Raw genomic sequence first — 24,448 nt, 5'->3', positions numbered from 1 at the left:
GGAGAAGTCCGAGAGTAGTCCGGAGAAGTCCGAGAGTAGTCCGGCGAAGGAGGTCGGCGGCGCGCGGCGAGGGATCCGGCCGAGGTCTCTGGAAGGATCTCCGGCATGAGCGATAACCCCCAGCGCCTCGTCACCGTCGACCGCACCGCCCCCGGCCGCTTCACCGCGACCAACGCCCGCGGCGGCACCATCGACTTCGGTACCGCCGTCGGCGGCGGTACCGAGTTCACCCCGGTCGAGCTGCTGCTCGCCGCGATCGGCGGCTGCACCGCGGCCGACGTCGACGTCGCCACCACCCGGCACGCGGAGCCGGACGGGTTCACCGTCACCGTGACCGGCAACAAGGTCAGCGACGACCTCGGCAACCGGATGACCGACCTGGCGGTCACCTTCGCCGTGAGCTTCCCGGAGGGCGAGGCCGGGGACCGGGCCCGCGCGATCCTGCCCCGGGCGGTCACCGTCTCCCACGACCGGCTGTGCACGGTCAGCCGTACGGTGGAGACCGGCACGCCAGTCACCGCGACGATCAAGGATGTCTGACCACCCTTCGTTCGCTGCCTCTGCGAGCAGGTGACAAGGGTGCGGTCGTGAGCTGCGTTCTTGTGAGCACCGCCTGATCCCGTAGCCCCGACCGTCCTACGGTCCGGCCATGAACACCAGTCGCAGCAAAGGAAGTTCGTGGCGCGGAGCCGCGAACGCAGGACGTACGTGGCGCGGTGCCGCGCTCGCGGCGCTGTTGACCGCGGGCGCGCTCACCGCCGCCGCTCCACAGGCCCAGGGAGAGAGCGCCCGCACCGAGACCCCGGTCGCGTCGACGCATCCGGCCGACGGTGTGGTCGAGTCGGTGGTGCGGGTCAAAGTGCCGTTGCCGCAGTCGTTCGGCGCCCGTCCGGCGGCGTGCGACTGGCTGTCGTATCTGCGCTACCGCGCCGCCGACGGACCGAGCGCGTCGGCCGACGCCGACCGGATCCTCGTGGCCCAGCCCGGCATCCTGGAGGGCGCCGGTGCGTTCGACAGCGTCGCCCGCGACACGGTCGCCCAAGCCGCCGCGCAGGGACGGCACATCGAGTTCTGGGCCTTGGACCGGCGCTCCAACTGCCTTGAGGATCCCACCGGTATCGCCTCCGGCGACCAGCACACGGCCGTCGACTACTACTACCGGGGCAAGGCCGTCGGCGGCCGGACCTTCGCCGGGTTCGTCGGCAACGACCAGCTCGGCTGGATGGCCAAGCTCGGCATCCAGCAGACCGTACGGGACGAATACGACCTGCTCACCGCCGAGTTGCCCGACCCGACCCTGCGCAAGAACAAGGTGCTGTGCGGCGGCCACTCGCTCGGCGGCGTCATCACCGGGTACTTCGCGGCGGCCGACTTCGACGGCAACCCCGCGACCACGGCGGACGCCGGGCAGAACCAGTGCGCCGGGTACTTCGCCCTCGACACGACGATCTCCACCGACCTGGCGGATCTCAGCGGCAGCATCCCGGACGACACCAACCTGCCTGATATCGGGCTCGGTTACGGCGTCGTACGGGCCGGGCTCGACAGCGGGGTGTTGCCGCGCTCGCTGTCAGCGCCCGTGCTGCTCAACCCCGAGACGATGACCCTGCTCGCCATCGCCGGCCTGGGCGCCGTACAGAACCCGGGCGGTGAGTCGGACCTGCTGTCCACTCTGCCCTCCAACGTCAACATCGAGACCACGAACCGCTTCCTGTTCTCCAAGGACGCTGCCACGTTCCTCACCGGATCGCCCTCGGTGAAGGACTTCCGGCTCACCAACGACGCGGTGCTCGGGGCGCTGATGGACGACAACTCCGTACCGCTCGCGTTCCTGCAGAGCAGCGTGGGCTTCTTCGACGGCGGTCCGATCATCGACAAGAACTTCCCCGCCACCAACGGGAGTTCGGACAACTCGCTGCTGTTCGGCGTCGAGTACAAGGCGATTCCCGCACAGCCCCACGGGCCGCTCTACACCTGGCGCAATTACGACCGTGTCGGCGCCGCCGACGACCCCGGGTACCGGTCGGCCGACGGCACCCCGTTCACCAACGCCTCCAAGGAGGTCACCGACATCCACGAGCTCGCCCGGAGCATGGGGGAGCAGCCGCTGGACTTCACCGAGCAGTACTTCCCGACCAAGCTGGTCACCGACCTCGAACTGGCCACCTCACCGCAGGTGAAGCAACTCCTCGTGCACCCGGGCGGGCTGACGGCCAACCCGACGCTCACCGTGCTCGCGGGCGACGGGCTGCTCGCGGGCCGCGTCCCGGCCGGCCTGAACCCCGTGATCGCCCCCGGATACCAGCACCTCGACGTACTGACCGCCGCGCCCGTCCAGAACGACGGCCGCCCCGAGGTGGTCTCCAGCAGCCTCGCGGCGTTCGCCGCGTCACCCAAGTAGTCACCCCAGTAGGCGTCCCTGTACGGCTGTTCGCGCACGCAGGTAGGGCCCGGGAGGATCAACTCCCGGGCCCTACGGTGTCTCTCGGGCCTACAGCCTTGCTACGGCTCAGACCTTGCCGGCGGCGAACGTGGCCGCCGCGTCGGCGTCGGCGGTGTAGCCGAGGTGTGCCCCCACGTCGGTCCCGCCGTTCTGGCAGATGGGGTCACCGTTGGCGCAGAAGTCGATGGTGCGGCTCTGGTAGGTGCCGGTGACGCTCTTGCCGAGGGCCCGGATCGGGTTGCCGAACAGCAGCACCGCGGCGACTCTCGGCTCGACCGCGGCGGGGATGGTCGCCACGATCGGGCTGCCGACCACCGCTCCGGCGCTGCTGATTCCGATGGAGTTGTCGACGACGTTCGCGCCCTGCGAATAGCCGACGAGAATGAAACGCTGATTCGGGCAGGCTGCCGCTTGTGCGTTGACGTGGTTCACCACATCGAGGTTTCCCGTCGCGGCGGACGTGAGGGAAAGGTCGGCGGGATAGTTCACCGCATAGCTGGAGAGCGTCTTTCCGGTGATTTTCTTCTGGAGTGCGGAGAACACCGGGTCGCCGACGATCAGGCCGAGTGTGCCCGGCTCGAAGGTGCCGCGAGCCGCCACCACGTCGAGATCCGAGCAGGTGGCGGCCGATGCGGCGGTTGCGGAGAGGGTGGCGAGCCCGGCCCCGCCGACCAGCGAGAGCGCGGCTAGACATAAGCGAATACGCATGGGAATCCTTTGAGGGTGGGGCGCGTGAAGCGCCTGTGGAAAGGACTGTCCCGAAGGTATTCGCGTTCCCGTGTCCGGTGTTATGGACGGGAATTCAGAAACTCTCTCTGTTTTTGTCGGCTCGTGAGTCGCGGTCACTGCCCCGTGAGTCGCGGTCGCCTTCCCGCAAATCCGCCGAACGCAGCGCGAGGATCAGATCGAGACGGGTGCCCGGGTCGTGCAGGGACGCGCCGAAGAGTTTCTCCAACTGGCGCAGGCGATAGCGGACCGTCTGCGGGTGGATATGGAGCCGCGCGGCGACATCGGGGACGTTGCTGCCGCTGAGCAGCCAGGCGAGCAACGTCTCGGCCAGCCGCGGGCGTTGGCCCTCGGACGCGGCATCGAGCGGCGCGAGCGCCCGTAACTCCAGCTGGGCGAGCAGCGGTTCGTCGCTGTGCAGCAACAGCGTCGACAGATGGTCGGCGCACAGCACCACACCCTGCCGGGGCAGCACCCCGCGGCCCATCAACCCCAACGCCCGTGTGGCCCAGTGCAAGGACCGCGCGGCCTCGACGACCGGCACCGTAGGACCGATCGCCGCCGGACGGCCGCCCAGGCCGAGGACGAACGACCGCCCGCCGAACCGGCCGTAGCCCTCCGGATCCGGCACCAGCACGCGCGGCGGCCGTGACTCCATGTTCGCCAGGGCGCCCGGCATCGCCGGCGGCCGGTCCTCCGCGCCCGGGTCCGCGGGGCCCGCCAGCGCGATGACGGCGACCCGCGCGGGCACCCGCCACCGCGCGCCGTGCGCCAAGTCCTGCAACGCCTCCGGGGCCACCGGCCCCTCGCCCAGCAGGAGTTCGAGCAGCCGTCGGCGCCGCCGCTCGACCTCGTCCGTGCTGCGGGACTGCGCCTCCGCGTATCCGGCGGCGGCAGCCTCCGCGACCTCGTGCACGGTCCGGAACGCCAGCTCGCCCAGCGCGGCCACCACCGCGGAATCCAGGCCGAGTTCCTCCGCCGTACGGCCCATCAGCCGCCAGGCGTGCAGCCCGCCCACGCGGATGGCCGACTGAAGCGCCTCCAGGCTGCGGCCTTCCAATGCCTCGCCGCGCCCGAGTTCCTCGTAGTACGCCGCCGCCATCGCGGCGTTCTGGCCGTGCGGGTCCGCGATGTGGTCGACGAACAGCGTGAGCGCCTGCACCACCCCGGATCTGAGGTTCTCGCGATAGGTGCCGTCGGCCGGCCGCGCGTACTCGGGGACATGTCTGCGCACCACGTCCTCCACCTCGTCGGAGACGGCGGCGAGTTGGGCACGCAGCAGCTCGGCCAGGTCGGGCGGAACCAGAGCGGTCTCGGGCTCGGTGGGTACTCCGCGCGGGGTGGGGACAGCCACGACGGACACTCCTTTCCCCCGGAGGCGGCTCGCCCACGGACTGTTGCCCGTGGGACGAGGGGGACGTCCCGTGTTGGACGGCCGTCCCCTGCGCTCCGTTCCGTGCCCCGGCTGCACCGACATCACTCCGGCAGCCCCAGCGCACCGGCGAGCATCGGCCACGAGGCCGTGAACTCCCCTTTCCAGTAGGCCCAGCTGTGGCCACCTCCCGAGTAGAAGTGCGCGGTGACCGGAATGCCGAGCAGGGCGAGAAAGCCGGTGAAACTGTGCGCGGAGGGCCACAGCAGACTCTCCAGCGCCTCGGGCAGCCAGTCGCCCGAACCCCCGGCCACACCACTGCCGTTGGACACGTACAAGGGTGTCCCGCGCAGCCCGTCGGCCCGGGCGCGCGGATTGGCGGCCTGCCAAGTCAGCAGGTCCAGAAGGGGGTTGCCCCAGAGAGTGCGGGGTGCCAGGTTCTCGCGGGCCACGATGGCGTCGATCAGCGAGGGCACCCCGGGGGCTGTGGTGTCGAGGATGCCGCTGTACGACGCGGCGGCGGTGAACGCGCCCGGGTGACGGGCCGCGTGCGCCATCGCTCCGTAGCCCCCGGTGGACACCCCGGCGACGGCCCGCACACCGGACGCCCGATAGTCACGGGCCAACAGCGCCGGAACCTCCTGGAGTTGGAAGGTCTCGTAGTCGGGACCGTCCCGCCACGCGCTCGGGATGCCGGTCGGCCCCGCGTCCGGCATCGCCACGATCAGCTCGCGGCCCTCGGTGAACGCCTCGATGTCCGTCTCCCGCGTCCAGGACGTGTAGTCGTCGTGCGCCCCGTGCAGCAGATACAGCACGGGATACGTCCGCCCGGGCTGCGCGGCGAAGTCCGAGGGCAGGATCAGCCGCACCGGCGCGCTGCGGCCCAGCGCGGGCGAGGACACGGACACGTCGAACGTACGCGCCGAGATCTGCGTCGCGGCCCGGGCCCGGCCTACGGAGGCCGTGGCGCCGAACAGCACGGCAAGTCCCGTGGCCGCGGCGGCCCTTGTGACGGCGCGGCGGGATATCCCGTGGGGGTGGTGGTGCGGCATGGCGGCTCCTCAGGCTGGTTCGGCGGGTCCCTCCGGCAAGGCGAGCACCCGCCGCAGATGGGCGGCGATCTCGTCGACGCACGGCGGGTCGAGCAGCGACAGGTGATGCCCCGCCACCGGTACGACCGTCAGACGCGGGCACAGCTCGTCCCAGCCGAGCGCCTCGTCGTCCCGTTCGTACGCCGGGTCACGCACGGTGTGCGGAGCCGGTTCGGTGGCCCGGTACAGCACCACCCGCCCCTCGTACCGGCCCGGTTGATGCGCCTCGCCGATCCGCAGATCCAGGTACGAGGCACGCTGATGCTCCAGCGCGGCCGGCGGCACCTCCACGGCCCCGCGCAGGGCGCGCAGCACGAGGTCGATGCGCTCGCGGTCGTCGTCCAACGCCACGAGATCGTCGTAGGGCAGGGGGAGTTGGACCCCGTAGGTGTCGGCGATGTGCTGGGCGAAGCCCGTGAGATGCGCGCGGACGCGGTCGGCGGGCGTGCGGTCGGGCTGGGGGAGGGGGCGTACGGAATCGATCAGCGCGACGAGTTCGATCTCCCGCCCGGCGGCGGTGAGTTGGCGCGCCGTCTCCTGCGCCACGAAACCGCCGAAGGACCAACCGACAAGCACACAGGGCCCGTTGGGATCGGCGGCGGTGATCGTCTCGGCGTAGCGGCGGGCCTTCTCGGAGACGGTGTGGGCGTCCTCGATCCGGTCCAGCCCGTGCACCGGCCGGTCCTCACCGAGGCGTTCGACGAGTGCGCGGTAGACGTCGGTGGTACCGCCTGCGGCGTGGAACAGGAAGAGCGGAGGGAGAGCGGACGGCGCGTCGCCCAACTGGCTTACCCGGTCCGCCACTTCGGCGACCGTGTCGGCGTCGAACAGATCGCGCAGATGCAGTTCGACACCGAAGTCGCGTTCCAGGGCGGTGCGGATACGGACGGCCATGAGGGAGTCCAGGCCGAGGTCGGTCAGGGCCGTGGTCGGGGTGATACGGGCCGCCGGGTGGCCGGTGACGGCGGAGATGTGGCGGCTGATGCGGGCGGCCACCGAGTCTTCGGTGGCCGGGGCGGGCTCGGCCCAGCGGTGTGCGGCGGGCGCAGTGACGGGAGTCCGGCCGTCGGTCCACCAGTACCGGACGTGCCGCCAGCGCGGTGTGGGGAGGTCGATGACCCGGCCGGACGGGAGAGGCAGGTCCAGTCCCGCCGCGTACAAAGCCCCCAACTCCCCCAAGAACGCGGCAGATCCGCCCGCGTCGCGCCGCAGTGTGCCGACGCTGAGGGCGCCGGGCACGTTGTCGGCGATGGGCCGGGCCAGGACCGGATGCGGAGAGATCTCCACGAAGGCGGTGTGCCCGTCGGCCGCAGCGGCGCCGAGGGCCCGGTCCAGACGCACCGGCCGACGCAGGTTGGCGGCCCAGTGGTCGGCGTCGAACTCGCAGGCCCCGCGCGGGTCGTCGAGGACGGTGGAGTGCACAGGGATGCGTGGCGACCGCCCCCTGACGTCGGCAAGAGCCTCGACCAGTTCCGGCAACAACGCGTCCACCTGGGGCGAGTGCCCGGCACCGACGACCCGCATGGCCCGAGCGGCACGCCCTCGCTCCTCCAACCGGCGCACCAGCCGGGCAACGGCCATCTCGTCACCGGTGACGACCTTCTGCCGCGGCGAGGAGTGGACGGCGACGGACACACCTGGGAAATCCCGTTCCAGGGCGGCCAGTTCACCGTCATCCAGGTCTACGACGGCCATCGCGCCCCCATGCAACCGCCCCAGCAGCCGCGCCCGTACGGCGACGACCCGAGCGGCGTCCGCCACGTCCAGCGCGCCCGCGCAGACGGCGGCGGCCACCTCGCCCAGGGAGTGGCCGATCACGGCGACCGGTTCGACGCCGTACGACCGCCACAGCTCGGCGAGTGCCAACTGGACGCCGAACAGGACGGGTTGGGAGACGTTCAGTCGGTCGAGCTCCCCGGCGGAGGTCAGGTGCTCGTGGAGGGAGAAGTCGAACACGTCGGAGAGCTGCGCGTCGAGTTTCTCCACGGCGGCAGCGAAGGCCGGTTCCTCCAGGAGGAGTTGGCGCCCCATGCCGGTCCACTGGCTGCCGTACCCGGAGAACACCCATACCGGACCCGGTCCCACGCGATCACGGTCACCGGTCACCACCCGCGCGTCCGGACCGTCTCCTCGTGCCAACGCGCCCAGAGCTTCGGCCAGTTCGCCCCCGCCGCCCGCGACGACCGCGGCACGTACGGGTCCGCGCCCCGCCCGTCCTGCGAGGGTGCGCGCCACATCGGCGGGGCGGGCGGCGTTCCCCTCGGGCGTGCGGAGCCACGCGGCCAGACGGGATGCGGTGTCGCGGACCCGCTCGGTGTCGACGTCGGAGAGGAGGTGGAGCCGGGCGGCGGGCTCTTCCGGCAGGGGGAGCGCGGGCCGCCATTCCTCCAGTACCGCATGGGCGTTGGTGCCGCCGAACCCGAAGCCCGAGATGCCGGCGGTGGCCGTACCGCCGTAGCGGGGCCAGGGTTCGGGCTCGGTGACGACGCGCAGGCGTGCGTCGTCGAGGGTGTTGCCGTGCAGCGACGGTGGGACGAGGTCGTGGTGGAGGGCGAGGACCGTCTTCACCAGGCCGCTGATGCCGGCCGCGGACTCCAGATGACCGAGGTTCCCCTTCACCGAGCCGAGCAGCAACGGCTGTTCGGGGTCACGTCCCGCGCCCAGTACCGCGCCGAGCGCGCCCGCCTCGATCGGGTCGCCGAGCGGCGTGCCGGTGCCGTGCGCCTCGACGTAGTCGATGTGGGCCGGGGTGAGTCCGGCTCGTGCGTACGCGGTCGCCAACAGGGCTTGCTGGGCCGCGGGGTTGGGGGCCAGTAGGCCGTTCGAGCGCCCGTCGGAGTTGACGGCGGTGGCGCGGATGACGGCGAGCACACGGTCGCCGTCCCGTTCCGCGTCGGACAGCCGTTTCAACAGCACCGCCGCGCAGCCCTCGCCGCGTCCGATGCCGTCGGCGGCCGTGGAGAAGGGTTTGCAGCGGCCGTCCGGGGCGAGAGCGCCGGCCCGTTCGAAGGCGACGCCGACGACGGGGGACAGGAGGATGTTGACTCCGGCGGCGATCGCGGTGTCGGTCTCGCCGGTGCGGAGGCTGACGCAGGCCTGGTGCACGGCGACCAGGGAGGACGAACAGGCCGTGTCCACCGCCATGTTGGGCCCACGGGTGTCCAATACGTACGCCAGTCGGCCCGCCGTCACACTGAGCGCCGCGCCCGCCGGGGCCCACGGGTCGACGGCGTGCGCGTCGGCGCCGGTGAGCTGTCCGTACTCCGGGGCCGAGACACCGACGTAGATGCCGGTCGCCGTGCCCGCCAAGGACGTTGCGGGGACGGCGGCGTGGTCGAGGGTCTCGCGGACGACCTCCAGGAGGATGCGCTGCTGGGGGTCCATCACCGCCGCCTCGCGCGGGGTGATGCGGAAGAAGTCGGCGTCGAATCCGGCGATGTCGTCCAAGTGGCCGCCGTACAAAGGAGTTTCGGCGGGCGGGAACGCCGTGAAGGCGCCCCATCTGTCCTCGGGGACGCGGCCGATCGCGTCGACGCCGTCGAGCAGCAGTTGCCAGTAGTCGGCCGGTCCGCGCACCCCGCCCGGCAGCCGGCAGCCGACCCCGATGACCGCCACGGGCTCGCCCGGCGCCACGGCAACAGGGGCCTCCGGTACGGCAATTCGCGTGGCCGTACCGCACACCCGCTCCACGAGCGCGTCCACGGTCGGCGCCTCCCACAGCAGGGTCGCCGGCAACTCGTGTCCCGTCAGCGAGGACAACTCGCCCGCCAGCACCACCGCTTCCCGCGAGGACATGCCGAGCTCGGCCAGCGGTCGGTCCAACGGGACGTCGTCGACAGGGGTGTTGTTCCACTCGGCGATCCGTTCCGCGATCCGGCGGCGCAGCAGCGTTCTCGTGTCGGCGGCCGTCATACCGCGGTCTCCGCCGCGTAGGCACCTTCCAGGTACCGGGTGCGGGTCAGGGCACGCGACACCTTGCCGCTGGTGGTGCGGGGCACGGTGCCCGGTGCGACGAGGACGACCTCGGCGAGTCGTAGCCCGTGCCGGGCGGCGACGGCCGCGCGCACGGCACGCGTCAGGTCCGGTACGTCGATGTCGGCGAGGCTGGTCGTGCGCGCGTGCTCGGCGACGACCACGACCCGTTCACCCGCGCCGCCCGGCACCCCGAACGCGGCGAGCCGGTCGCGTCGTACGGCGTGATGGGCGTCCTGGGCGGTGGCCTCCACGTCCTGCGGGTAGTGGTTGCGGCCGTCGACGACGATGAGGTCCTTGAGCCGGCCGGTGACGATCAACTGCCCCTCCAGCACGGTCCCGAGGTCGCCGGTGCGCAGCCAACTGCCCGGCGCCTCCTCGCCGAGTGTGGCGCCGAAGACACGGTCGGTCTGCGCCGAGTTGTTCCAGTAACCGCGCCCCACGTTGGGACCCTGCACCCAGATCTCCCCGACCTCCCCCTCGGCCAGCACGGCATGGGCGACCGGATCGACGATGCGTACACGCTGCCCAACTGGTGTTCCGCAGCCCACAAGTAGCACCGCTCGCGGGTCCTCGGGCCGCGCGGGCAGGGCCTTCCCGGCGGCGAGGGCGTCCCGGTCGAGGGCGAACCGGCCGAGCGGTCGGCCGGGCCGGGCGGCGCTGACGAAGACCGTGGCCTCGGCGAGCCCGTACGACGGGCAGTGCACCTCCGCCGCGAGCCCCTGCGCGGCGAACGCGGCCCGGAAACGGTCGGCGGTGCCGGGCCGGACGGGTTCGCTGCCGTTGATCAGCGCGGCGACCCCGTCCAGCCGCAGCCCCTCCTTCTGCGCCCCGGTGACGGCGGAGGCACAGTAGTCGTAGGCGAAGTTGGGCGCGGCACTCAGCGCCCGCGGATGCGCGGCCAACAGCCGTAGCCAGCGCGCCGGTTCGTGCAGGAACGCGGCCGGGTCCATGAGCACCGACAGCAGTCCCCGTACGACGGGGGCCGCGACGCTCAGCACCAACCCCATGTCGTGGTAGAGCGGCAACCAGCCCACGCAGGTCGCTTGGTGCGTGTCGGCGCCGTAAGCGGCAAGCGCCTGGCGGGCGTTGGCGACGACGTTCGCGTGCGTGATCTCCACGCCGGCCGGTGCGCGGGTGGAGCCGGAGGTGTACTGGAGGTAGGCGGTCGCGGCCGAATCCGGCGCCGGTGCCTGCCAGTTGAGGGCGGCGGAGTCGGGGACCCGGTCCGCCGCGAGGACGGTGACCCGCGCGCGCTCGCAGAAGTCCGTCACCTCCTCCAGAGCCCGTCCGGCGGTCAGCACGACCGCCGGACGCGCGTCGCCCAACACCCCGACCAGCCGGTCGCCCTGCCCCGGCAGACCGGGCGGATACAGCGGAACGGCGACCATCCCGGCCGTCAGCGCGGCCAGGAAACCGGTGATGTAGTCCGTCCCCTGTGGGCACAACACGGCTACCCGCGCACCGGGTTCGGCGTGCTCGGTGAGCCGGGCGGCCAGCGCCCGCACGCGCAGATCCAGCCGCTGCCAGGTCAGCGTGCGGTGCACGCCGCGGGAGTTGGGGGCGGGATGGTCGACGAACGTGAACGCCCGGCGGTCCGGGGTGAGTTCGGCCCAGTGCCGTACGTACTCGGGCAGAGTCCGGTACGCGGGGGCGAACGGGGGTCGGCGGCTGTCCATCGGGCGGGGCTCCTCACATCGCGGTACGACGCGGTGTCGACTGGAGAGCTGGAGAGCTGGAGAGCTGGAGAGCTGGAGAGAGTGAACAGGGCGGTCAGAGCGGGATGTTGCCGTGCCGTCGCTCCGGCATCGGGGCGCGCTTGCCGCGCAGTGCGCGCAGGGCGCGGCCGACATGGGCGCGGGTGTCGCGCGGCGCGATCACGTCGTCGACGTACCCACGCTCGGCGGCGAGGTACGGCGTCCCGTGCGTGGCCTCGTACGAGGCGACCAGGTCGGCCCGCAACGCCTCGGGGTCGGCCGCGGCGGCGAGTTCACGCCGGTGCAGCACGCCCACGGCACCCTCCGCGCCCATGACCGCGATACGGGCGGTGGGCCAGGCGAGGTTGAGGTCGGCGCCGAGGTGCTTGGAGCCCATCACCGCGTATCCGCCGCCGTAGGCTTTGCGCACCACCACGGTGACCTTCGGGACGGTCGCCTCGGCGTACGCGTAGAGGAGTTTGGCGCCGCGCCGGATGATGCCGCCCCGCTCCTGACGGACACCGGAGAGATAGCCGGGGACGTCGGCGAAGGTCAGCAGCGGGATGCCGAACGCGTCGCAGAACCGTACGAACCGCGCGGCCTTCTCGGAGGCGTCGATGTCGAGGACACCGGCGAGGTGCAGCGGTTGATTGGCGACGACCCCGACACTCGCCCCCTCGACCCGGGCCAGCGCACAGATGATGTTCGGCGCGAACAGCTCCTGGATGTACAGGAGTTCACCGTCGTCGACGACCGAGTGCAGGATGTCCCGCATGTCGTAGGCCTGACCGAGCCGGTCGGGCACGACCGCGTCGAGCGGAGCCCCGTCGGCCACCGAACCGGGCGTGAACTCCGGTGGCCGCTCAAGGTTGTTGGCCGGAAGGTACGACAGCAGATCGCGTACGGTGTCGAGCGCGTCCTCCTCGTCGGCGGCGAGGAAGTGGGCGTTGCCGTTCACGGAGTTGCTGGTGCGGGCGCCGCCCAGCTCCTCGGCGGTGGTGCGTTCACCGGTGACCGCCTCGATGACGTCGGGGCCGGTGACGAACATGTGCGAGGCGCCGTCCACCATCACGGTGAAGTCGGTGATGGCGGGGGAGTACGCGGCGCCGCCCGCACACGGGCCCAGGATGACGGAGATCTGCGGGATCACCCCGGACGCCTTTACATTCCGCCGCACCAACTCGGCGTAGAGAGCAAGGGAGTTGACGCCCTCCTGGATGCGGGCGCCGCCGGAGTCGTTGAGGCCGACGACCGGGCAGCCGGTCTTCAGGGCGAGCTCCATGAGGGCCACGGTCTTCTCGCCGAAGGCCTCGCCCATGCTGCCGCCGAAGACCGTCGAGTCCTGGGCGAAGACACAGACCGGCCGTCCGTCGACCGTGCCGTACCCGGTCACGACCCCGTCGCCGTAAGGGCGTTGGGCACCGTCGCCGAGGGATCTGGCCCGCACGAACCCGCCGGTCTCCGCGAACGACCCCGCGTCCAGCAGCCGTTCGATCCGCTCCCGCGCACCGAGAGCACCGCGTCTTCTCGGCGCGGCTGTGGCCACAGCCTGCGCCCGACGGTGTTCCAGATCGCCGATGCGTCCGGCGGTGGCGTCCGCCGTGGGTGTCACTGCCGTCAGGGATGTCGTCGCCTCTAGCGTCACAGCCACCTCCGAAGTGGTTCTCGAATATGGCAGCGATTCGGGAGCGGACCGAGGGATCGCCGTTCTGTTTGCGGGAGTTGAGTCCCGGGCGACGGAGGTTCGTCCTGAGGTGACAAGGGAGTGACGGTCGTTCGCCCCGGCACATAGCCGACTGCGGTCCAGACCATTAGTGTGGTCATGTCACTGGCAACGTTTCCATCCCGTCTTACGTGCCCCCACCGATGTGACTACAGGAGGACCCCGGATGAGATCGTCGATGAGACGGCCGTTGACCGCGGCCGACGAACGGCTGTTGACCGCGCCCGACGGAACCGCGAACCGCGCACTGCGCCCGCTGGCCCTCGTGTTGACCGCGCTCCTGCTCGGCGTCGCGGCACTCCTCGGCGCCCCGCAGTCCGCGCAGGCCGCGGCGGGCACGGTGTCGGCGTACCCGGTCCCCTCCATCTACCCGGCGTCCACCGACTACAAGTTGACGGTCAACGGCACGTCCGTGCCTGTCACCAAGTACACCGGCTACGACATCGCCCAACTCGCCCTGGGCACGGGCACCGCCACCATCTCCGTGACCAAGACCAACAACACGGCCATCGGCTCGTACAGCATCAGCCCGCAGAAGCTCGGCATCACCGGAACCGTCAGCGGCCCGACGCTCACCTTCACCGTCCAGAACGACGAGTACCTGATCGTCAAGCTCGACGGCCGCCCCAACCTGGTCATCGCCGCCGACCCCGCCGAGACCAACCGCCCGGCGACCAGCGGTACCGGCATCTTCAACGTGCAGAGCGCGCCCTACTCGGCCCAGCCGAACACCGGCGCCTACACCACAACTCCCTTCCAGAACGCCCTCAATGACGCCGCCGCGTACGGCTCCGCCAACGGCACGCAGGGCATCGTGTACGTCCCGGCCGGCGTCTACACCCTCGGCAACCTCTACCTGCGCAGCAACCTCGCGTTCTACCTCGCGCCCGGTGCGGTGCTCCGCTACACGGGCGAGGCCAGCCACTATGTGGTGACCGGACACAAGACCTCACAGGGCCGAGACCTCACCTGGTTCATCTCCACCCGGTACTCCTCGACGAACATCAAGATCTACGGCCGCGGCATCATCGACGGCAACGGCCAGGCCGCGCTCGCGCCCTCCAACCTCGGCGTGAACCTCCTCGCCCCGATCTACACGAGCGGCTTCACCGTCGACGGCATCACCTTCCGGGAGTCCAGCAGTTGGGCGGTCATCCCGCTGCGCTCCTCGGACCTGGCCTTCCGCAACATCAAGCTGTTCAACAGGTTCGACATGGGCGAGAACGACGGCATCGACGTCATGGAGTCCACGAACGTCACCGTCGACCACGCGATCGGCATCGGCCTCGACGACCCGTTCAGCACCAAGACCTGGCCCGACGTCGCCGACATCTACAAGAGCGTCCCCGGCACCGCCCGCCCGCTGGACAACGTCACCTTCAACGACCTTGTCTCCTGGACCTATTGCTACGGCGTCAAGGTCGGCCAGGGCGTCTACGAGTCGCAGAACAAGGTCACCTTCCAGCACGTCGTCGTCTACGACGCGGCCGTCGGCATCGGCGTCCACCACAAGTACGGCACGGCGAGCGCGACGAACATCAAGTTCGACGACATCGACATCGAACGGCTCAGCTTCAGCAACGACGGCAACCGGACCTGGCTCGCCATGATGACCGGCAGCACGGCGGGCATCGGCCCGGTCACGGGCGTCACGATCTCCAACGTCCGTGTCCGCAACGCCGGTACGACCGCCGCACGCGTCAACGGCCTTCCTGGCGCGCCTATTTCGGGCGTCGCACTGAGCCACATCGTGATGCCGGGTAGCACGACCGGCGCGACCACCCTGAGCCAGGCCAACCTCACCAACCTCTCGGACTACGGCAGTCTGACCATCACTCCCTGAGGTCAGCCGGCCAGGGGCGTCGCTCCCCGGGGTTCGGCCCAGCTCGTAGACAAGGGTCTCCGGGCCGGACCGTCAGCGACGAGATGCGGCGGTGGACAGCCGGTCGAACGGCTCGACGCCACCGGGTGTCCCGTCGTCCAGCGCGAGCCGTACGGCCGCCGCGAGGTCGGCGTCCGTACGGTCCGTGCGGGCGGCGGCCCGGTGTCGTCGGTCATGACGTGGACGGAGTCGGGCAGACACGGCAGGGCGGGCTCCTCGGGGGCGGGACGACCATGGGTCGGACATGGGGTGCGTATCGGGAACGGGAGCCGTGGGGTTACGGGTGTTTGTTGCGCCGCAGGTGTTGGTTCGGTTGGGCGCGGCGGTGCCGAGGCTTGGGGGGGGCGAAGTCGAGTCCGGAACAGGCTGCGTGGCAAAGGGAGTTCGCAGCACGGGCGTGCTCTTTTGGACGGGCTCGGTCGACGCCCGATCACGGGCCCCGGTGACTGCCGCAGCGTCACGTCACCCCGCCCCCGACCCCCGACCCACCAGGCAACGCCCGCGGATGCACCGGAAAGAAATGCCGCACCCCGCCCCCGCACACCTCCAGCGCAAGCTCGCAGAACATCGCGTTCGCCCAGCCGAACCACTCCCGCGTGAACCGACCCGGCGCGTCGACATGGAAGCTCTCGTGCATCAGGCCGGTACCGGCGGTGGTGGCGGCCAGGGTCTCCAGGGCTCGCGCCGCCTCACCCGCGTCGCCGGTCAGGCCGGCGGTGGCGATCGCCAGCGGCCAGATGTGCCGGTCCGGCGTGTGCGTACTGCCGACACCGGACGCGTAACTCCCGCTGAAATAAGAGGGGTTCGCCTCGGAGAGCGCGAAGCGCCGCGTGGCCCGGTACAGCGGGTCCTCGGGCGCGCACCAGCCGCTCAGCGGGAGGCTCAGCAGACTCGGAAGGTTCGCGTCGTCGCAGAGCAGCGCCGAACCGAGCCCGTCGACCTCGTAGGCGAGGACGGCCGCACCGTCGATCTCCGTCACCGCGTGCGCCAGGATCCCGGCGTCGATCTCGTCGGCCAACCGCCAGCACTCATGGGCGAGTTCGGTGTCGTCGAAGACCGCCGCCGCCAGCTCCGCCAGCCCGTGCAGACTCGCCGACGCCAGCGCGTTGGCCGGGACCGGATAGCCGTAGGCACACGCGTCGTCGCTCGGCCGGAAGCCCGACCAGGTCATCCCGGTCCAACCGACCGCCGCACCAAGGCCGTTGAGAGGCAGGCTGTCACCGGCGAACGGGCCGGACGGCCGGACGAACCGGTAGGGCGAGTGCGCGTGGGACTGCTCCGCCCGCCACAGCCGCACGATCAGCCAGGCGGCGCGGTGGAACGCCTCGTCGAGATGGCCCTCGCGGCCGGTCGCCCGCCGGATCGCGTACGCGAGCTGCAACGGGGCGCAGAGCGAGTCGAGTTCGTACTTGCGCTCCCACACCCAGTCGCCCGGCGTGGGCAGATCGCCGGGTTCGCCGTGTGCGCCGGTGGGACCGTCGTTGAAGGCGTTGGCATACGGGTCCTGGAGTACGCAGCGGATCTGCCGACGCGAGACCCCGACCAGGACGTCGCCGATCTCCGGGTCCGTGGCCACCGCGAGGTAGGGGCGGACCTGCGCCGTACTGTCCCGCAGCCACATCGCCGGAATGTCGCCGGTCTTCACGAACACCTCCGACGACGTGTCCGACACCCCGGCCGCCAACCCGTGCGCCGGACCGCTCGACACCCCGCCCGGCAGACCCCTCGTCAGCCCACCTGACGGACCACCCGAGAAGCCGTCCGACAGGCCCCCCGGCTCCCCGCCCGCCGAAGCCCCCCAACTCATCGACGTAGCCCACGTATTGATCAGGCACCGCTCGACGATCTCCCCCGCCGGACCACCCCCCAGCTCGCCGGCCAGCCGCCGCCCCAGCGTGCTCAGCGACTCCGGAACTGCCCACACTGTTCCGGATGTTGATCCGGGAAACGTTACCATCGCGCCTCTTGACTCCCTCATGTGGCGTGCGCCACGGTGTGATCGCCAGGGAATGGAAACGTTACCTTGAGCGGGCCGACGACCACCAGACGGTCGGGCCCGCGCGATCCGAGTGATCGTCAACTCCTCGGAGGAAGAAGGTGAGCGCGTGTGACAGCCGCTCCGCACCAAGAGACGCGAACCGCCGTACCGCCCGTGGACAGGCCGCCCGGCCGGGGGAGTCCGGGGCGCCTGGGACTACCCTGGCGACGATCGCCCAAGAGGTCCTCGGACACCCTGGCCGCGTACGTGTTCCTGGCACCGGCGCTCATCGGCTTCACGGCGTTCGTCGTCTACCCGCTGTTCCGGTCCGCGTACTTCGCGCTGACGACGTACAACGGCCTGACGGACCCCAAGTTCGTCGGCCTGGACAACTTCCACCGCATGTTCACCACCGACCCGTCCTTCTGGCCCTCGGTGCGCGCCACGCTGCTGCTCGTCGTCCTGTACGTGCCGCTGTCGCTGGCGATCGGGCTGGCCCTGGCGGTGTTCTGCAACCAGCGGATGCGAGGCGTCGGCCTGCTGCGCACCCTGTGCTACCTGCCGGTCGTGCTGCCCGTGGTCGCCACGATCACGCTCTGGAAGTTCGTCTTCAACCCCCAAGTCGGCCTGGCCAACCAGGTGTTGAAGTGGTTCCATCTGCCCACCAGTGAGTGGCTGTCGGGGGACGACTCCGCGATGCCGTCCATCGTGATCGTCATGCTGTGGAGCGTCGGCTCCACGATGATCATTTTCCTCGCCGCGCTCCAGGCGGTCCCCACCGAGCTGTACGAGGCGGCCAGACTCGACGGCGCAGGACCGCGCACGGTGTTCTTCCGCATCACCCTGCCGCTGATCAGCCCGATCATGATCCTTCAGGTGGTCCTCCAGATGGTGACCGCCCTTCAGGCGTTCAACCAGCCGAAGATCCTCTCGCCGGACAACCAGGGTGGTCCCGGGTTCAGCACCAGGACCCTGATGCTGTCGATCTACGACAACGGCTTCCCCAAACTCGGCCAGGTCTCCCAGTTCGGCTACGCCTCCGCCCAGGTGTGGGTGCTCTTCCTCGTCATCGTCGTCGTGATCGCCGCCACCGCCCGCTTCTCGTCGATTTGGACCTACAGTGACCACGTCTCCTGACGTCACCAGGGCGCCGACGACCGCGCCGACGCCGGCCGCCCCACCGACGAAGCCGCCCCGCAGAGCCGTACGCAAAGCATCCTGGTACGCGACCGCGCTGCTGATCAGCTCGGTGATGATCCTGCCCATCCTGTGGATGCTGACCGTCGCGCTGAAAGGTCCGTCGGCGGTCTTCGAGGTCCCGCCGAAACTGCTGCCCCACGAGTTCCACTTCAAGAACTTCATCGACGGCCCGAAGGCCATCCACTTCCCGCGCCTGCTACTCAACTCCCTTGTCATCACCGGGCTTTCGGTGATCGGCGGGGTGATGACCTCGATGATGGCGGGCTACGCCCTGGCCCGGCTGCGCTTCCCCGGCCGCAAGGTCTGGTTCTACGTCTTCGTCGGCAGCATGCTGCTGCCCCCGGTGGTCGGCATCATCCCGCTGTTCCAACTCTTCAAGGACATCGGCTGGTACGACACGTGGCTGCCGCTGATCGTCCCGGCCTTCCTCGGCGGCAATCCGCTCTTCATCTTCCTGGCCCGGCAGTACTTCCTGTCGATCCCGCACTCCATCGACGAGGCGGCCAAGGTCGACGGCGCGGGACACGTGCGGATCTTCTTCAGCGTGATGCTGCCGATCACGAAGCCCGCCTGGATAACGATGTCAATCCTGGCCTTCCAAATGTCCTGGAACGACTACCTCAACCCGCTGATCTACCTGTACTCGTCCCAGAAGTGGCCGCTGAGCGTGGGCATGGCCTCCTTCGTCACCCAGTTCGCCGGCCAGACCCCGGACTGGAACCTCTACATGGCCACCAACCTGCTCTACATGCTCCCGCCACTGATCGTGTTCTTCGTCGCCCAGCGCTACTTCATCCAGGGCCTGAGCGCCCTGGGCACCGTCAACCAGCGCTGACCGGCGCCGATTTGGACCCCGACCCACCTACGAGCCGTATGCCAGCCAGGTATCAGGAGGCCACGATGAAACGATGGATCCGTTGCGCCGGAGTGTTGCTGTCGGCGGGGGGACTGCTCGCGACGGCGGCCTGCGGCGGCTCGTCCGGGAAGCAGTCGGACGGCAAGGTCACGGTCACCCTCATGACCTGGGAGTCCGCCGCCACCAACAAGGCCATCGACCAGGCCCTGACCGGCTTCCACGACCCGAACATCACGGTCAAGCGCGTCGACACCCCCAACGGCAACTACAGCGACAAGCTCGCGGCCCTCACCCAGGCCAAGAAGCTCCCCGACCTGTTCTGGTGCGGCAACGACACCGAGCAGCAGTACACCAGCCAGGGCCTCCTCACCGACTGGGCCTCCCGGCTCTCCGGCTCCAGCGACTTCGGCGCGAGCAGCTTCGTCTCGTCCACGATGAAGAACTGGAAGACGGCCGACGGCAAGATAGGCGGCGTTCCCTCCCTGCTGAACACCTACGGCATCTGGTACGACATCGACGCCTTCAAGGCCGCCGGAATCACCGTGCCCGCCGCCGGCTGGACCTGGGACCAGATGTTCGACGCGGCCGCCAAACTGCACGCCAAGGGCGCCAAGTACGGCCTGGTCGCCGACGCGCTGACCTCCACGGACGGCCCGTTCTCCCTCAGCACGTACGCCCTGTCGGCGGGCGGCAAGCCCTTCGCGGACAACGTGCACCAGCCCACCAGGACGACCATCGACGCGACGTACACCGAAGGCGTCAGCAAGGTCGTGGCGGGCATCAAGAGCGGGGCCATCGCGCCTCCCGGCTACGACATCAGCAACCAGCAGGGCCTGTTCGCCGCCGGACAGATCCCGATGCTGTGGAGCGGCCAGTGGTTTGCCGCCGGCTTCCTCACCGACAAGCCGAAGATCAAGTACGGCTTCGCGCCCCTGCCCCAGGTGACCAAGCCCGCCACCCTCTACGACGCGGTGGGCATCTGCACCCCGTCGTACACCCAGAACGCGGACGCCACCTTCAAGGTCCTCAAGTACCTCGACTCCACGGTGTGGACCAAGGTGCTGCCCGACTCCCCGGTCGCCGCCCCGGCCTATCTCTCCGCCCAGAACGCCTACTTCGGCGCCCTCGACAAGGCCGGTCAGACGACCGTCGCGGCCACCGTCAAGGCGGGACTGAACACCCCGACCACCATCGGCGTGCGCTTCACCACCCAGTGGGCCAGCCAGTCAAATGACTTGATCACCGCCTACTGGCCGGACATTCTCAACGGCAAGAAGCCGCTCTCCGACCTTCAGACGATGACCGACAAGATCAACGATGTGATCAAGAACAACAGTTAGCGTCCCGGGCCGAGCGGCGGGCCGGGACCCGATACGTATCCTGAGGGCGGTCCCGGCCCCGGTACGCGATGGAAGGTTGGTCTTCAACTCACGTGAGCAGTCGTCCCCCGCACCGTCAGAACACCAGGCCCACGATGCGCGATGTCGCGGAGCGGGCCGGAGTCGCCGTCGTCACCGTCTCCCGCGTCGTCAACGGCATCGGCACGGTCCGCGAGGAGACGGCCGAGCGCGTGAACGCGGCGATCACCGCGATCGGCTACCAGCGCAACGAGATCGCGCGCTCCCTGCGCCCCGGCCAGAACTCCATGACCATCGGGCTGCTGCTGGGCGACCTCACCAACCCGTTCTACGCCTCCCTCGCCAAGGCCGCTGTCGAGGTCGCCAACGAGGCAGGCTACGCGGTCCTGTTGAGCACCGCCGACGAGGACCCCGAGGTCGAGCGCCGGGCCGTGGGCGAGCTGATCGGCCGCCGGGTCGCCGGGCTCATCATCGTCCCCGACCAGGGCGACCACGCCTTCCTCAACGAGATCAACGGCCACGACCACGTCCCCATCGTCTTCGTCGACCGGCCGGCCACCGGCGCCGAGGCCGATGTCGTGCTGGTCGACAACGAGGACGGCGGCCACAAGGCCACCCAGCACCTCGTCGACCAGGGCCACCGCCGCATCGCGATCCTCGTCGCACCCTCGTACTACAGCACCGGCCGACGACTGCGCGGCTACCGCAAGGCGCTGCGCCGCAGCGGCATCGAGCCCGACAACAAGCTGGTCGTCACCCTGCGCCGCGGCACCACCGAGGAAGCCGAGGCCGCCACCCGCACCCTGCTCACCTCCGCGAACCCGCCCACCGCGGTCTTCTCCACCACCGGCTTCCTCACCGAGGGCGTCCTGCGCGCCTGCCGTGACCTCCAAGTCTCCATCGCCGTAGTGGGGTTCGACGACTTCAAGCTCGCCGACATGCTCCCCACCCCGGTCACCGTCGTCACCTCCGACACCGAGGAACTCGGCCGCCGGGCCGCCCACATCCTGCTGGACCGCATCGACGGCGACGACAGCCCCTCCCACCGCACCGTCCTCCCGGTGCAGCTGATCGCACGCGGCACCGGGGAGATCGGACACCCGTAACGTCAGTACAGCGTCCGCCACTTGGCGCGCGGCCAGGCGAGCGCGGCGTAGAGCTGCACGAGGGCCGCCTGCTGGATCGCCTGGGTGCCACCGGCCGAGTCGAAGTGCACGAGCCCGGTGGCGGGATCGCGCATCGTGTCCCACACCCGGTCGGCGTACTCGGCCATCGCCCGGTGGTAGGTGTCCTTCCCGGTCACCGACTCCAGGAGCAGCAGGTTCTTGAAGAAGATCGAGTTGAAGAACACCGGCTGTGTGAACAGCCGCCCCTGCGTGACGTAGTAGGCGTACGAGGCGGCGGCAACTCGCTCCGCCTGGCGCAGATAGGCGCGGTCCCGGGTGACCTCGTACAGCAGCACGGCGACGCCGACCGGTACGCCCTGGTTGTAGGACCAGACGGTCTTCTCGATCGTCCCTTGCAGGTCAAGGTGGTCCCAGTACAGGCCACTTGGGCTCTGGAGATGCGCGTTCGTCCAGTCGTAGAAGCGCTTCGCCCAGTCCAGGTGGTCGGCCTCGCCGGTGATCTGGTGCAGACGCAGGGCGAGTTGGGCGCCCGGCATGTTCGACACGGTGTTGCGGTCGTGGCTCCAGTCGGCCTGCGTCCAGAAGACCCCGCCCGGCGCGGCATGACTGCTGTCGGTGTCCCAACCGGACTTGACCAGGGCGAAGATCTCCTTCGCACGGGCCAGCGCGGCGGCGTCCCCGGTCTGCAGATACCGCTGGACCTTCGCCAGCCCCACCCACTCGTTGTCGTCGTAGAACATGTCCCCGCCCGCCCCGTACGGCGCGACCGGGTAGGAGGCGTAACCGGGCAGCTTGGTCGTCCCGCCGGCGGCGTTCCAATGGTGCTCCTGCGCCGCCGCGCGCCGGGCCAGCTCCGGCTCGAACTGCGCGTCCACGACGGTGAGATCGAGCGCGGCGATGTGCACCTGCGAGAAGGGCCATTCGTACGAGTACGGGTTGTCACCGGCCACCGCCGGAATCTGCTCGCGGACCAGCCCGGAGCCGTCGGTCGCGTCGAAGTGTCTCCTCAGTGCGGTGTACGTGGTCTTGGCGCGGGACAACGCCCGTGCGGAGCTCGGTCGTTCGGCCGCGAAAGCGGGTGTGGCGACCGTCGCCGTCAACGCGGCCAGGCCGGAACCGATCATCACGCGCCGGGAGGGACGCAGCGACATGGAGGCCTCCAAGTCATGAGTCGATGGGTGCGGGTGGGTGCGGGTGGGTTCGGGATGGGTGCCGATGATGGAAACGTTGTCATCGACTCATGAGGTCGTCAACGCATCTGACGGCACGGGTAGTTCACGCCCGGGGCATTTTGGTCCGGACCATTGACGATGCAGCTCCGCTGATGGAACCTTCACGATGGTTACGTTTCCACAGGTGAGTTCGACCGGGCCCCACACGGCGAATCAGGAGACCTCGACATGACCGTTCCGTCACCCTTCAAGAGACGTCTGAGCGCCGCCCTCACGATGGTGCTGCTGCTGGCCCTCGTCCCGGCCCTGCTGGTGCTGCGCGCCGCGCCGCCCGCGCAGGCCCTCGACAACGGGCTCGCCAGGACGCCCCCGATGGGCTGGAACGACTGGAACGCCTTCGGCTGCAACGTGACCGAGCAACTGGTCGAGCAGACCACCGACTACCTCGTCTCCTCCGGGCTGAAGGACGCCGGGTACCAGTACGTCAACATCGACGACTGCTGGATGACCTCGGCCCGCAACTCCGCCGGCCAACTCGTCCCCGATCCGGTCAAGTTCCCGAACGGCATCAGCGGCACCGCCGCCTACGTGCACGGCAAGGGCCTCAAGCTCGGCATCTACGAGAGCGCCGGCACCGCCACCTGCGCGGGCTACCCCGGCAGCCTCGGCCATGAGCAGACCGACGCCAACAGTTTCGCCGCGTGGGGCGTCGACTACCTCAAGTACGACAACTGCAACCACCAGAACGTGCCCGACCAGCAGCGCTACACCGCGATGCGCGACGCGCTCGCCAACACCGGCCGCCCGATCGTCTACAGCCTCTGCAACTGGGGCCTCGCCGACGTGTGGACCTGGGGCGCGGGCGTCGGCAACAGCTGGCGCACCACCGACGACATCAACGTCAACTTCTCGACGGTGGTGTCGATTTACAAGGCCAACGTCAAGCTCGCCGCGTACGCCAAGCCGGGCGCCTGGAACGACCCCGACATGCTGGAGGTCGGCAACGGCATGTCGTTCACCGAGGACCGCTCCCACTTCAGCCTCTGGTCGGAGATGGCCGCACCGCTGATCGCCGGCACCGACCTGCGCAAGGCCACCGCCGCCACGCTCTCCCTCTACGGCAACAAGGATGTCATCGCCGTCGACCAGGACTCCCTGGGCAAGCAGGGTACCGAGATCTCCAACTCCGGTGGCCTGCACGTCCTTTCCAAGCCCCTCGCCAACGGCGACGTCTCGGTGGTCCTCTTCAACGAGAACTCCTCCGCCGCCACCATCACCACCTCCGCGACGGCGGCCGGCCTCCCCTCGGCGTCCTCGTACAAGCTCAACAACCTCTGGTCGCACGTCGTCAGCAGCACCAGTGGCAGCATCTCGGCGAGCGTCCCGGGCCACGGCTCGGTGATGTACCGGGTCTCCGTCGGCAGCGGCACCAGCGTCGGCAGCACCCACCCGCTCATCGGTGCCTCCTCCAACCGCTGCCTCGACGCCTACAACGGCGAGACCACCCCCGGCACCAAGATAGAGATCTGGGACTGCGGCGGCGGCACCAACCAGGCCGTGACCATCACCGCGGCCGGTGAACTCCGGCTCTACGGCGGCACCCAGTGCCTGGACGCCTACAACAACCAGACCAGCAACGGCACCAAGGTCCAGCTCTACGGCTGCAACGGCGGCGCCAATCAGAGGTGGAGCGTCAACCCCAACGGCACGATCACGGGCACCCAGTCGGGCCTCTGCCTCGACGTCACCGGCGGCGACCAGCCCGCGGGCAACGCCAACGGCACGGCGCTGGAACTCTGGTCCTGCAACGGCGGCGCCAACCAGCAGTGGCGCCTGGGCTGACCGCTCGTA

17 protein-coding genes are annotated in these 24,448 nt (G+C 69.9%); 8 read left to right on the top strand and 9 right to left on the bottom strand.

Going from position 1 to position 24,448, the window contains the following annotated elements:
- Positions 1-105 precede the first annotated feature (105 nt).
- Together SPR02S_RS39960 and SPR02S_RS39955 are read left to right on the top strand one after the other, a co-directional pair.
- Entirely contained in the window at positions 106-540 is a 435-nt protein-coding gene (locus tag SPR02S_RS39960; RefSeq protein ID WP_019062641.1) for an OsmC family protein, read from the top strand.
- A gap of 109 nt (positions 541-649) precedes the next feature.
- The gene (locus SPR02S_RS39955; RefSeq protein WP_043258813.1) at positions 650-2,401 is read left to right on the top strand and encodes a hypothetical protein; all 1,752 of its coding nucleotides are present in this window, start codon (positions 650-652) and stop codon (positions 2,399-2,401) included.
- A gap of 108 nt (positions 2,402-2,509) precedes the next feature.
- On the opposite strand, the gene SPR02S_RS39950 is transcribed toward SPR02S_RS39955, so the two are convergent.
- The 6 genes from SPR02S_RS39950 to SPR02S_RS39925 form a co-directional block, all read right to left on the bottom strand.
- On the bottom strand, positions 2,510-3,151 hold the full coding sequence (locus SPR02S_RS39950) for a cutinase family protein (protein ID WP_026151282.1): 642 nt from the start codon (positions 3,149-3,151) through the stop codon (positions 2,510-2,512).
- A 94-nt stretch (positions 3,152-3,245) separates the two neighbouring features.
- Positions 3,246-4,523, bottom strand: coding sequence for a PucR family transcriptional regulator (locus tag SPR02S_RS57370; protein ID WP_019062638.1), 1,278 nt, complete (start codon positions 4,521-4,523; stop codon positions 3,246-3,248).
- 122 nt (positions 4,524-4,645) lie between these two features.
- Positions 4,646-5,593 (bottom strand): alpha/beta hydrolase, encoded by a 948-nt coding sequence (locus SPR02S_RS39940; RefSeq protein WP_019062637.1) that lies wholly within the window; start codon positions 5,591-5,593, stop codon positions 4,646-4,648.
- Positions 5,594-5,602: 9 nt separating this feature from the next.
- Positions 5,603-9,544 carry a type I polyketide synthase gene (locus tag SPR02S_RS39935; RefSeq protein ID WP_026151281.1) on the bottom strand — a complete coding sequence of 1,314 codons (3,942 nt, stop codon included), beginning with the start codon at positions 9,542-9,544 and terminating at the stop codon, positions 5,603-5,605.
- Entirely contained in the window at positions 9,541-11,283 is a 1,743-nt protein-coding gene (locus SPR02S_RS39930; RefSeq protein ID WP_019062636.1) for a fatty acyl-AMP ligase, read from the bottom strand. Before SPR02S_RS39930 ends, SPR02S_RS39935 begins: the two co-directional genes overlap by 4 nt.
- A 94-nt stretch (positions 11,284-11,377) precedes the next feature.
- On the bottom strand, positions 11,378-12,913 hold the full coding sequence (locus SPR02S_RS39925) for an acyl-CoA carboxylase subunit beta (protein ID WP_019062635.1): 1,536 nt from the start codon (positions 12,911-12,913) through the stop codon (positions 11,378-11,380).
- A 289-nt stretch (positions 12,914-13,202) separates the two neighbouring features.
- On the opposite strand from SPR02S_RS39925, the gene SPR02S_RS39920 reads away from it, so the two are divergent.
- Positions 13,203-14,867: a glycosyl hydrolase family 28 protein gene (locus SPR02S_RS39920; protein WP_019062634.1), complete on the top strand. Its 1,665-nt coding sequence runs from the start codon at positions 13,203-13,205 to the stop codon at positions 14,865-14,867.
- Positions 14,868-14,939: 72 nt separating this feature from the next.
- Here SPR02S_RS39920 and SPR02S_RS63570 read toward each other — a convergent pair whose 3' ends face one another.
- Positions 14,940-15,107 carry a hypothetical protein gene (locus tag SPR02S_RS63570; RefSeq protein WP_158697960.1) on the bottom strand — a complete coding sequence of 56 codons (168 nt, stop codon included), beginning with the start codon at positions 15,105-15,107 and terminating at the stop codon, positions 14,940-14,942.
- A gap of 256 nt (positions 15,108-15,363) precedes the next feature.
- Positions 15,364-16,830, bottom strand: a complete 1,467-nt coding sequence (locus tag SPR02S_RS39915; RefSeq protein WP_026151280.1) for a glycoside hydrolase family 125 protein — start codon at positions 16,828-16,830, stop codon at positions 15,364-15,366.
- Between the two features lie 321 nt (positions 16,831-17,151).
- On the opposite strand from SPR02S_RS39915, the gene SPR02S_RS39910 reads away from it, so the two are divergent.
- The 4 genes from SPR02S_RS39910 (at position 17,152) to SPR02S_RS39895 (ending at position 21,404) form a co-directional block, all read left to right on the top strand.
- Positions 17,152-18,021, top strand: coding sequence for a carbohydrate ABC transporter permease (locus SPR02S_RS39910; protein ID WP_019062632.1), 870 nt, complete (start codon positions 17,152-17,154; stop codon positions 18,019-18,021).
- Positions 18,005-18,919, top strand: a complete 915-nt coding sequence (locus SPR02S_RS39905; protein ID WP_019062631.1) for a carbohydrate ABC transporter permease — start codon at positions 18,005-18,007, stop codon at positions 18,917-18,919. The genes SPR02S_RS39910 and SPR02S_RS39905 overlap by 17 nt, the downstream gene beginning before the upstream one ends.
- Before the next feature lie 65 nt (positions 18,920-18,984).
- Positions 18,985-20,280, top strand: a complete 1,296-nt coding sequence (locus SPR02S_RS39900) for an ABC transporter substrate-binding protein (protein ID WP_019062630.1) — start codon at positions 18,985-18,987, stop codon at positions 20,278-20,280.
- Between the two features lie 92 nt (positions 20,281-20,372).
- Positions 20,373-21,404 (top strand): LacI family DNA-binding transcriptional regulator, encoded by a 1,032-nt coding sequence (locus tag SPR02S_RS39895; protein ID WP_245607695.1) that lies wholly within the window; start codon positions 20,373-20,375, stop codon positions 21,402-21,404.
- A gap of 2 nt (positions 21,405-21,406) precedes the next feature.
- Here SPR02S_RS39895 and SPR02S_RS39890 read toward each other — a convergent pair whose 3' ends face one another.
- Positions 21,407-22,576 carry a glycoside hydrolase family 76 protein gene (locus SPR02S_RS39890; RefSeq protein ID WP_019062628.1) on the bottom strand — a complete coding sequence of 390 codons (1,170 nt, stop codon included), beginning with the start codon at positions 22,574-22,576 and terminating at the stop codon, positions 21,407-21,409.
- A 249-nt stretch (positions 22,577-22,825) separates the two neighbouring features.
- Here SPR02S_RS39890 and SPR02S_RS39885 point away from each other — a divergent pair, with 249 nt between their 5' ends.
- On the top strand, positions 22,826-24,439 hold the full coding sequence (locus SPR02S_RS39885) for a glycoside hydrolase family 27 protein (protein ID WP_019062627.1): 1,614 nt from the start codon (positions 22,826-22,828) through the stop codon (positions 24,437-24,439).
- Positions 24,440-24,448: the final 9 nt, after the last annotated feature.

Source organism: Streptomyces prunicolor NBRC 13075, assembly GCF_000367365.1.
Lineage (GTDB): Bacteria > Actinomycetota > Actinomycetes > Streptomycetales > Streptomycetaceae > Streptomyces > Streptomyces prunicolor.
This window is presented reverse-complemented; position numbering and strand designations above follow the sequence as displayed.

Bases quoted from the DNA above. Each gene is read 5' to 3' on its own strand.
- SPR02S_RS39960 (WP_019062641.1), top strand. From the start codon at position 106: ATGAGCGATAACCCCCAGCGCCTCGTCACCGTCGACCGCACCGCCCCC.
- SPR02S_RS39955 (WP_043258813.1), top strand. From the start codon at position 650: ATGAACACCAGTCGCAGCAAAGGAAGTTCGTGGCGCGGAGCCGCGAAC.
- SPR02S_RS39950 (WP_026151282.1), bottom strand. From the start codon at position 3,151: ATGCGTATTCGCTTATGTCTAGCCGCGCTCTCGCTGGTCGGCGGGGCC.
- SPR02S_RS39940 (WP_019062637.1), bottom strand. From the start codon at position 5,593: ATGCCGCACCACCACCCCCACGGGATATCCCGCCGCGCCGTCACAAGG.
- SPR02S_RS39935 (WP_026151281.1), bottom strand. From the start codon at position 9,544: ATGACGGCCGCCGACACGAGAACGCTGCTGCGCCGCCGGATCGCGGAA.
- SPR02S_RS39930 (WP_019062636.1), bottom strand. From the start codon at position 11,283: ATGGACAGCCGCCGACCCCCGTTCGCCCCCGCGTACCGGACTCTGCCC.
- SPR02S_RS39920 (WP_019062634.1), top strand. From the start codon at position 13,203: ATGAGACGGCCGTTGACCGCGGCCGACGAACGGCTGTTGACCGCGCCC.
- SPR02S_RS39900 (WP_019062630.1), top strand. From the start codon at position 18,985: ATGAAACGATGGATCCGTTGCGCCGGAGTGTTGCTGTCGGCGGGGGGA.
- SPR02S_RS39890 (WP_019062628.1), bottom strand. From the start codon at position 22,576: ATGTCGCTGCGTCCCTCCCGGCGCGTGATGATCGGTTCCGGCCTGGCC.
- SPR02S_RS39885 (WP_019062627.1), top strand. From the start codon at position 22,826: ATGACCGTTCCGTCACCCTTCAAGAGACGTCTGAGCGCCGCCCTCACG.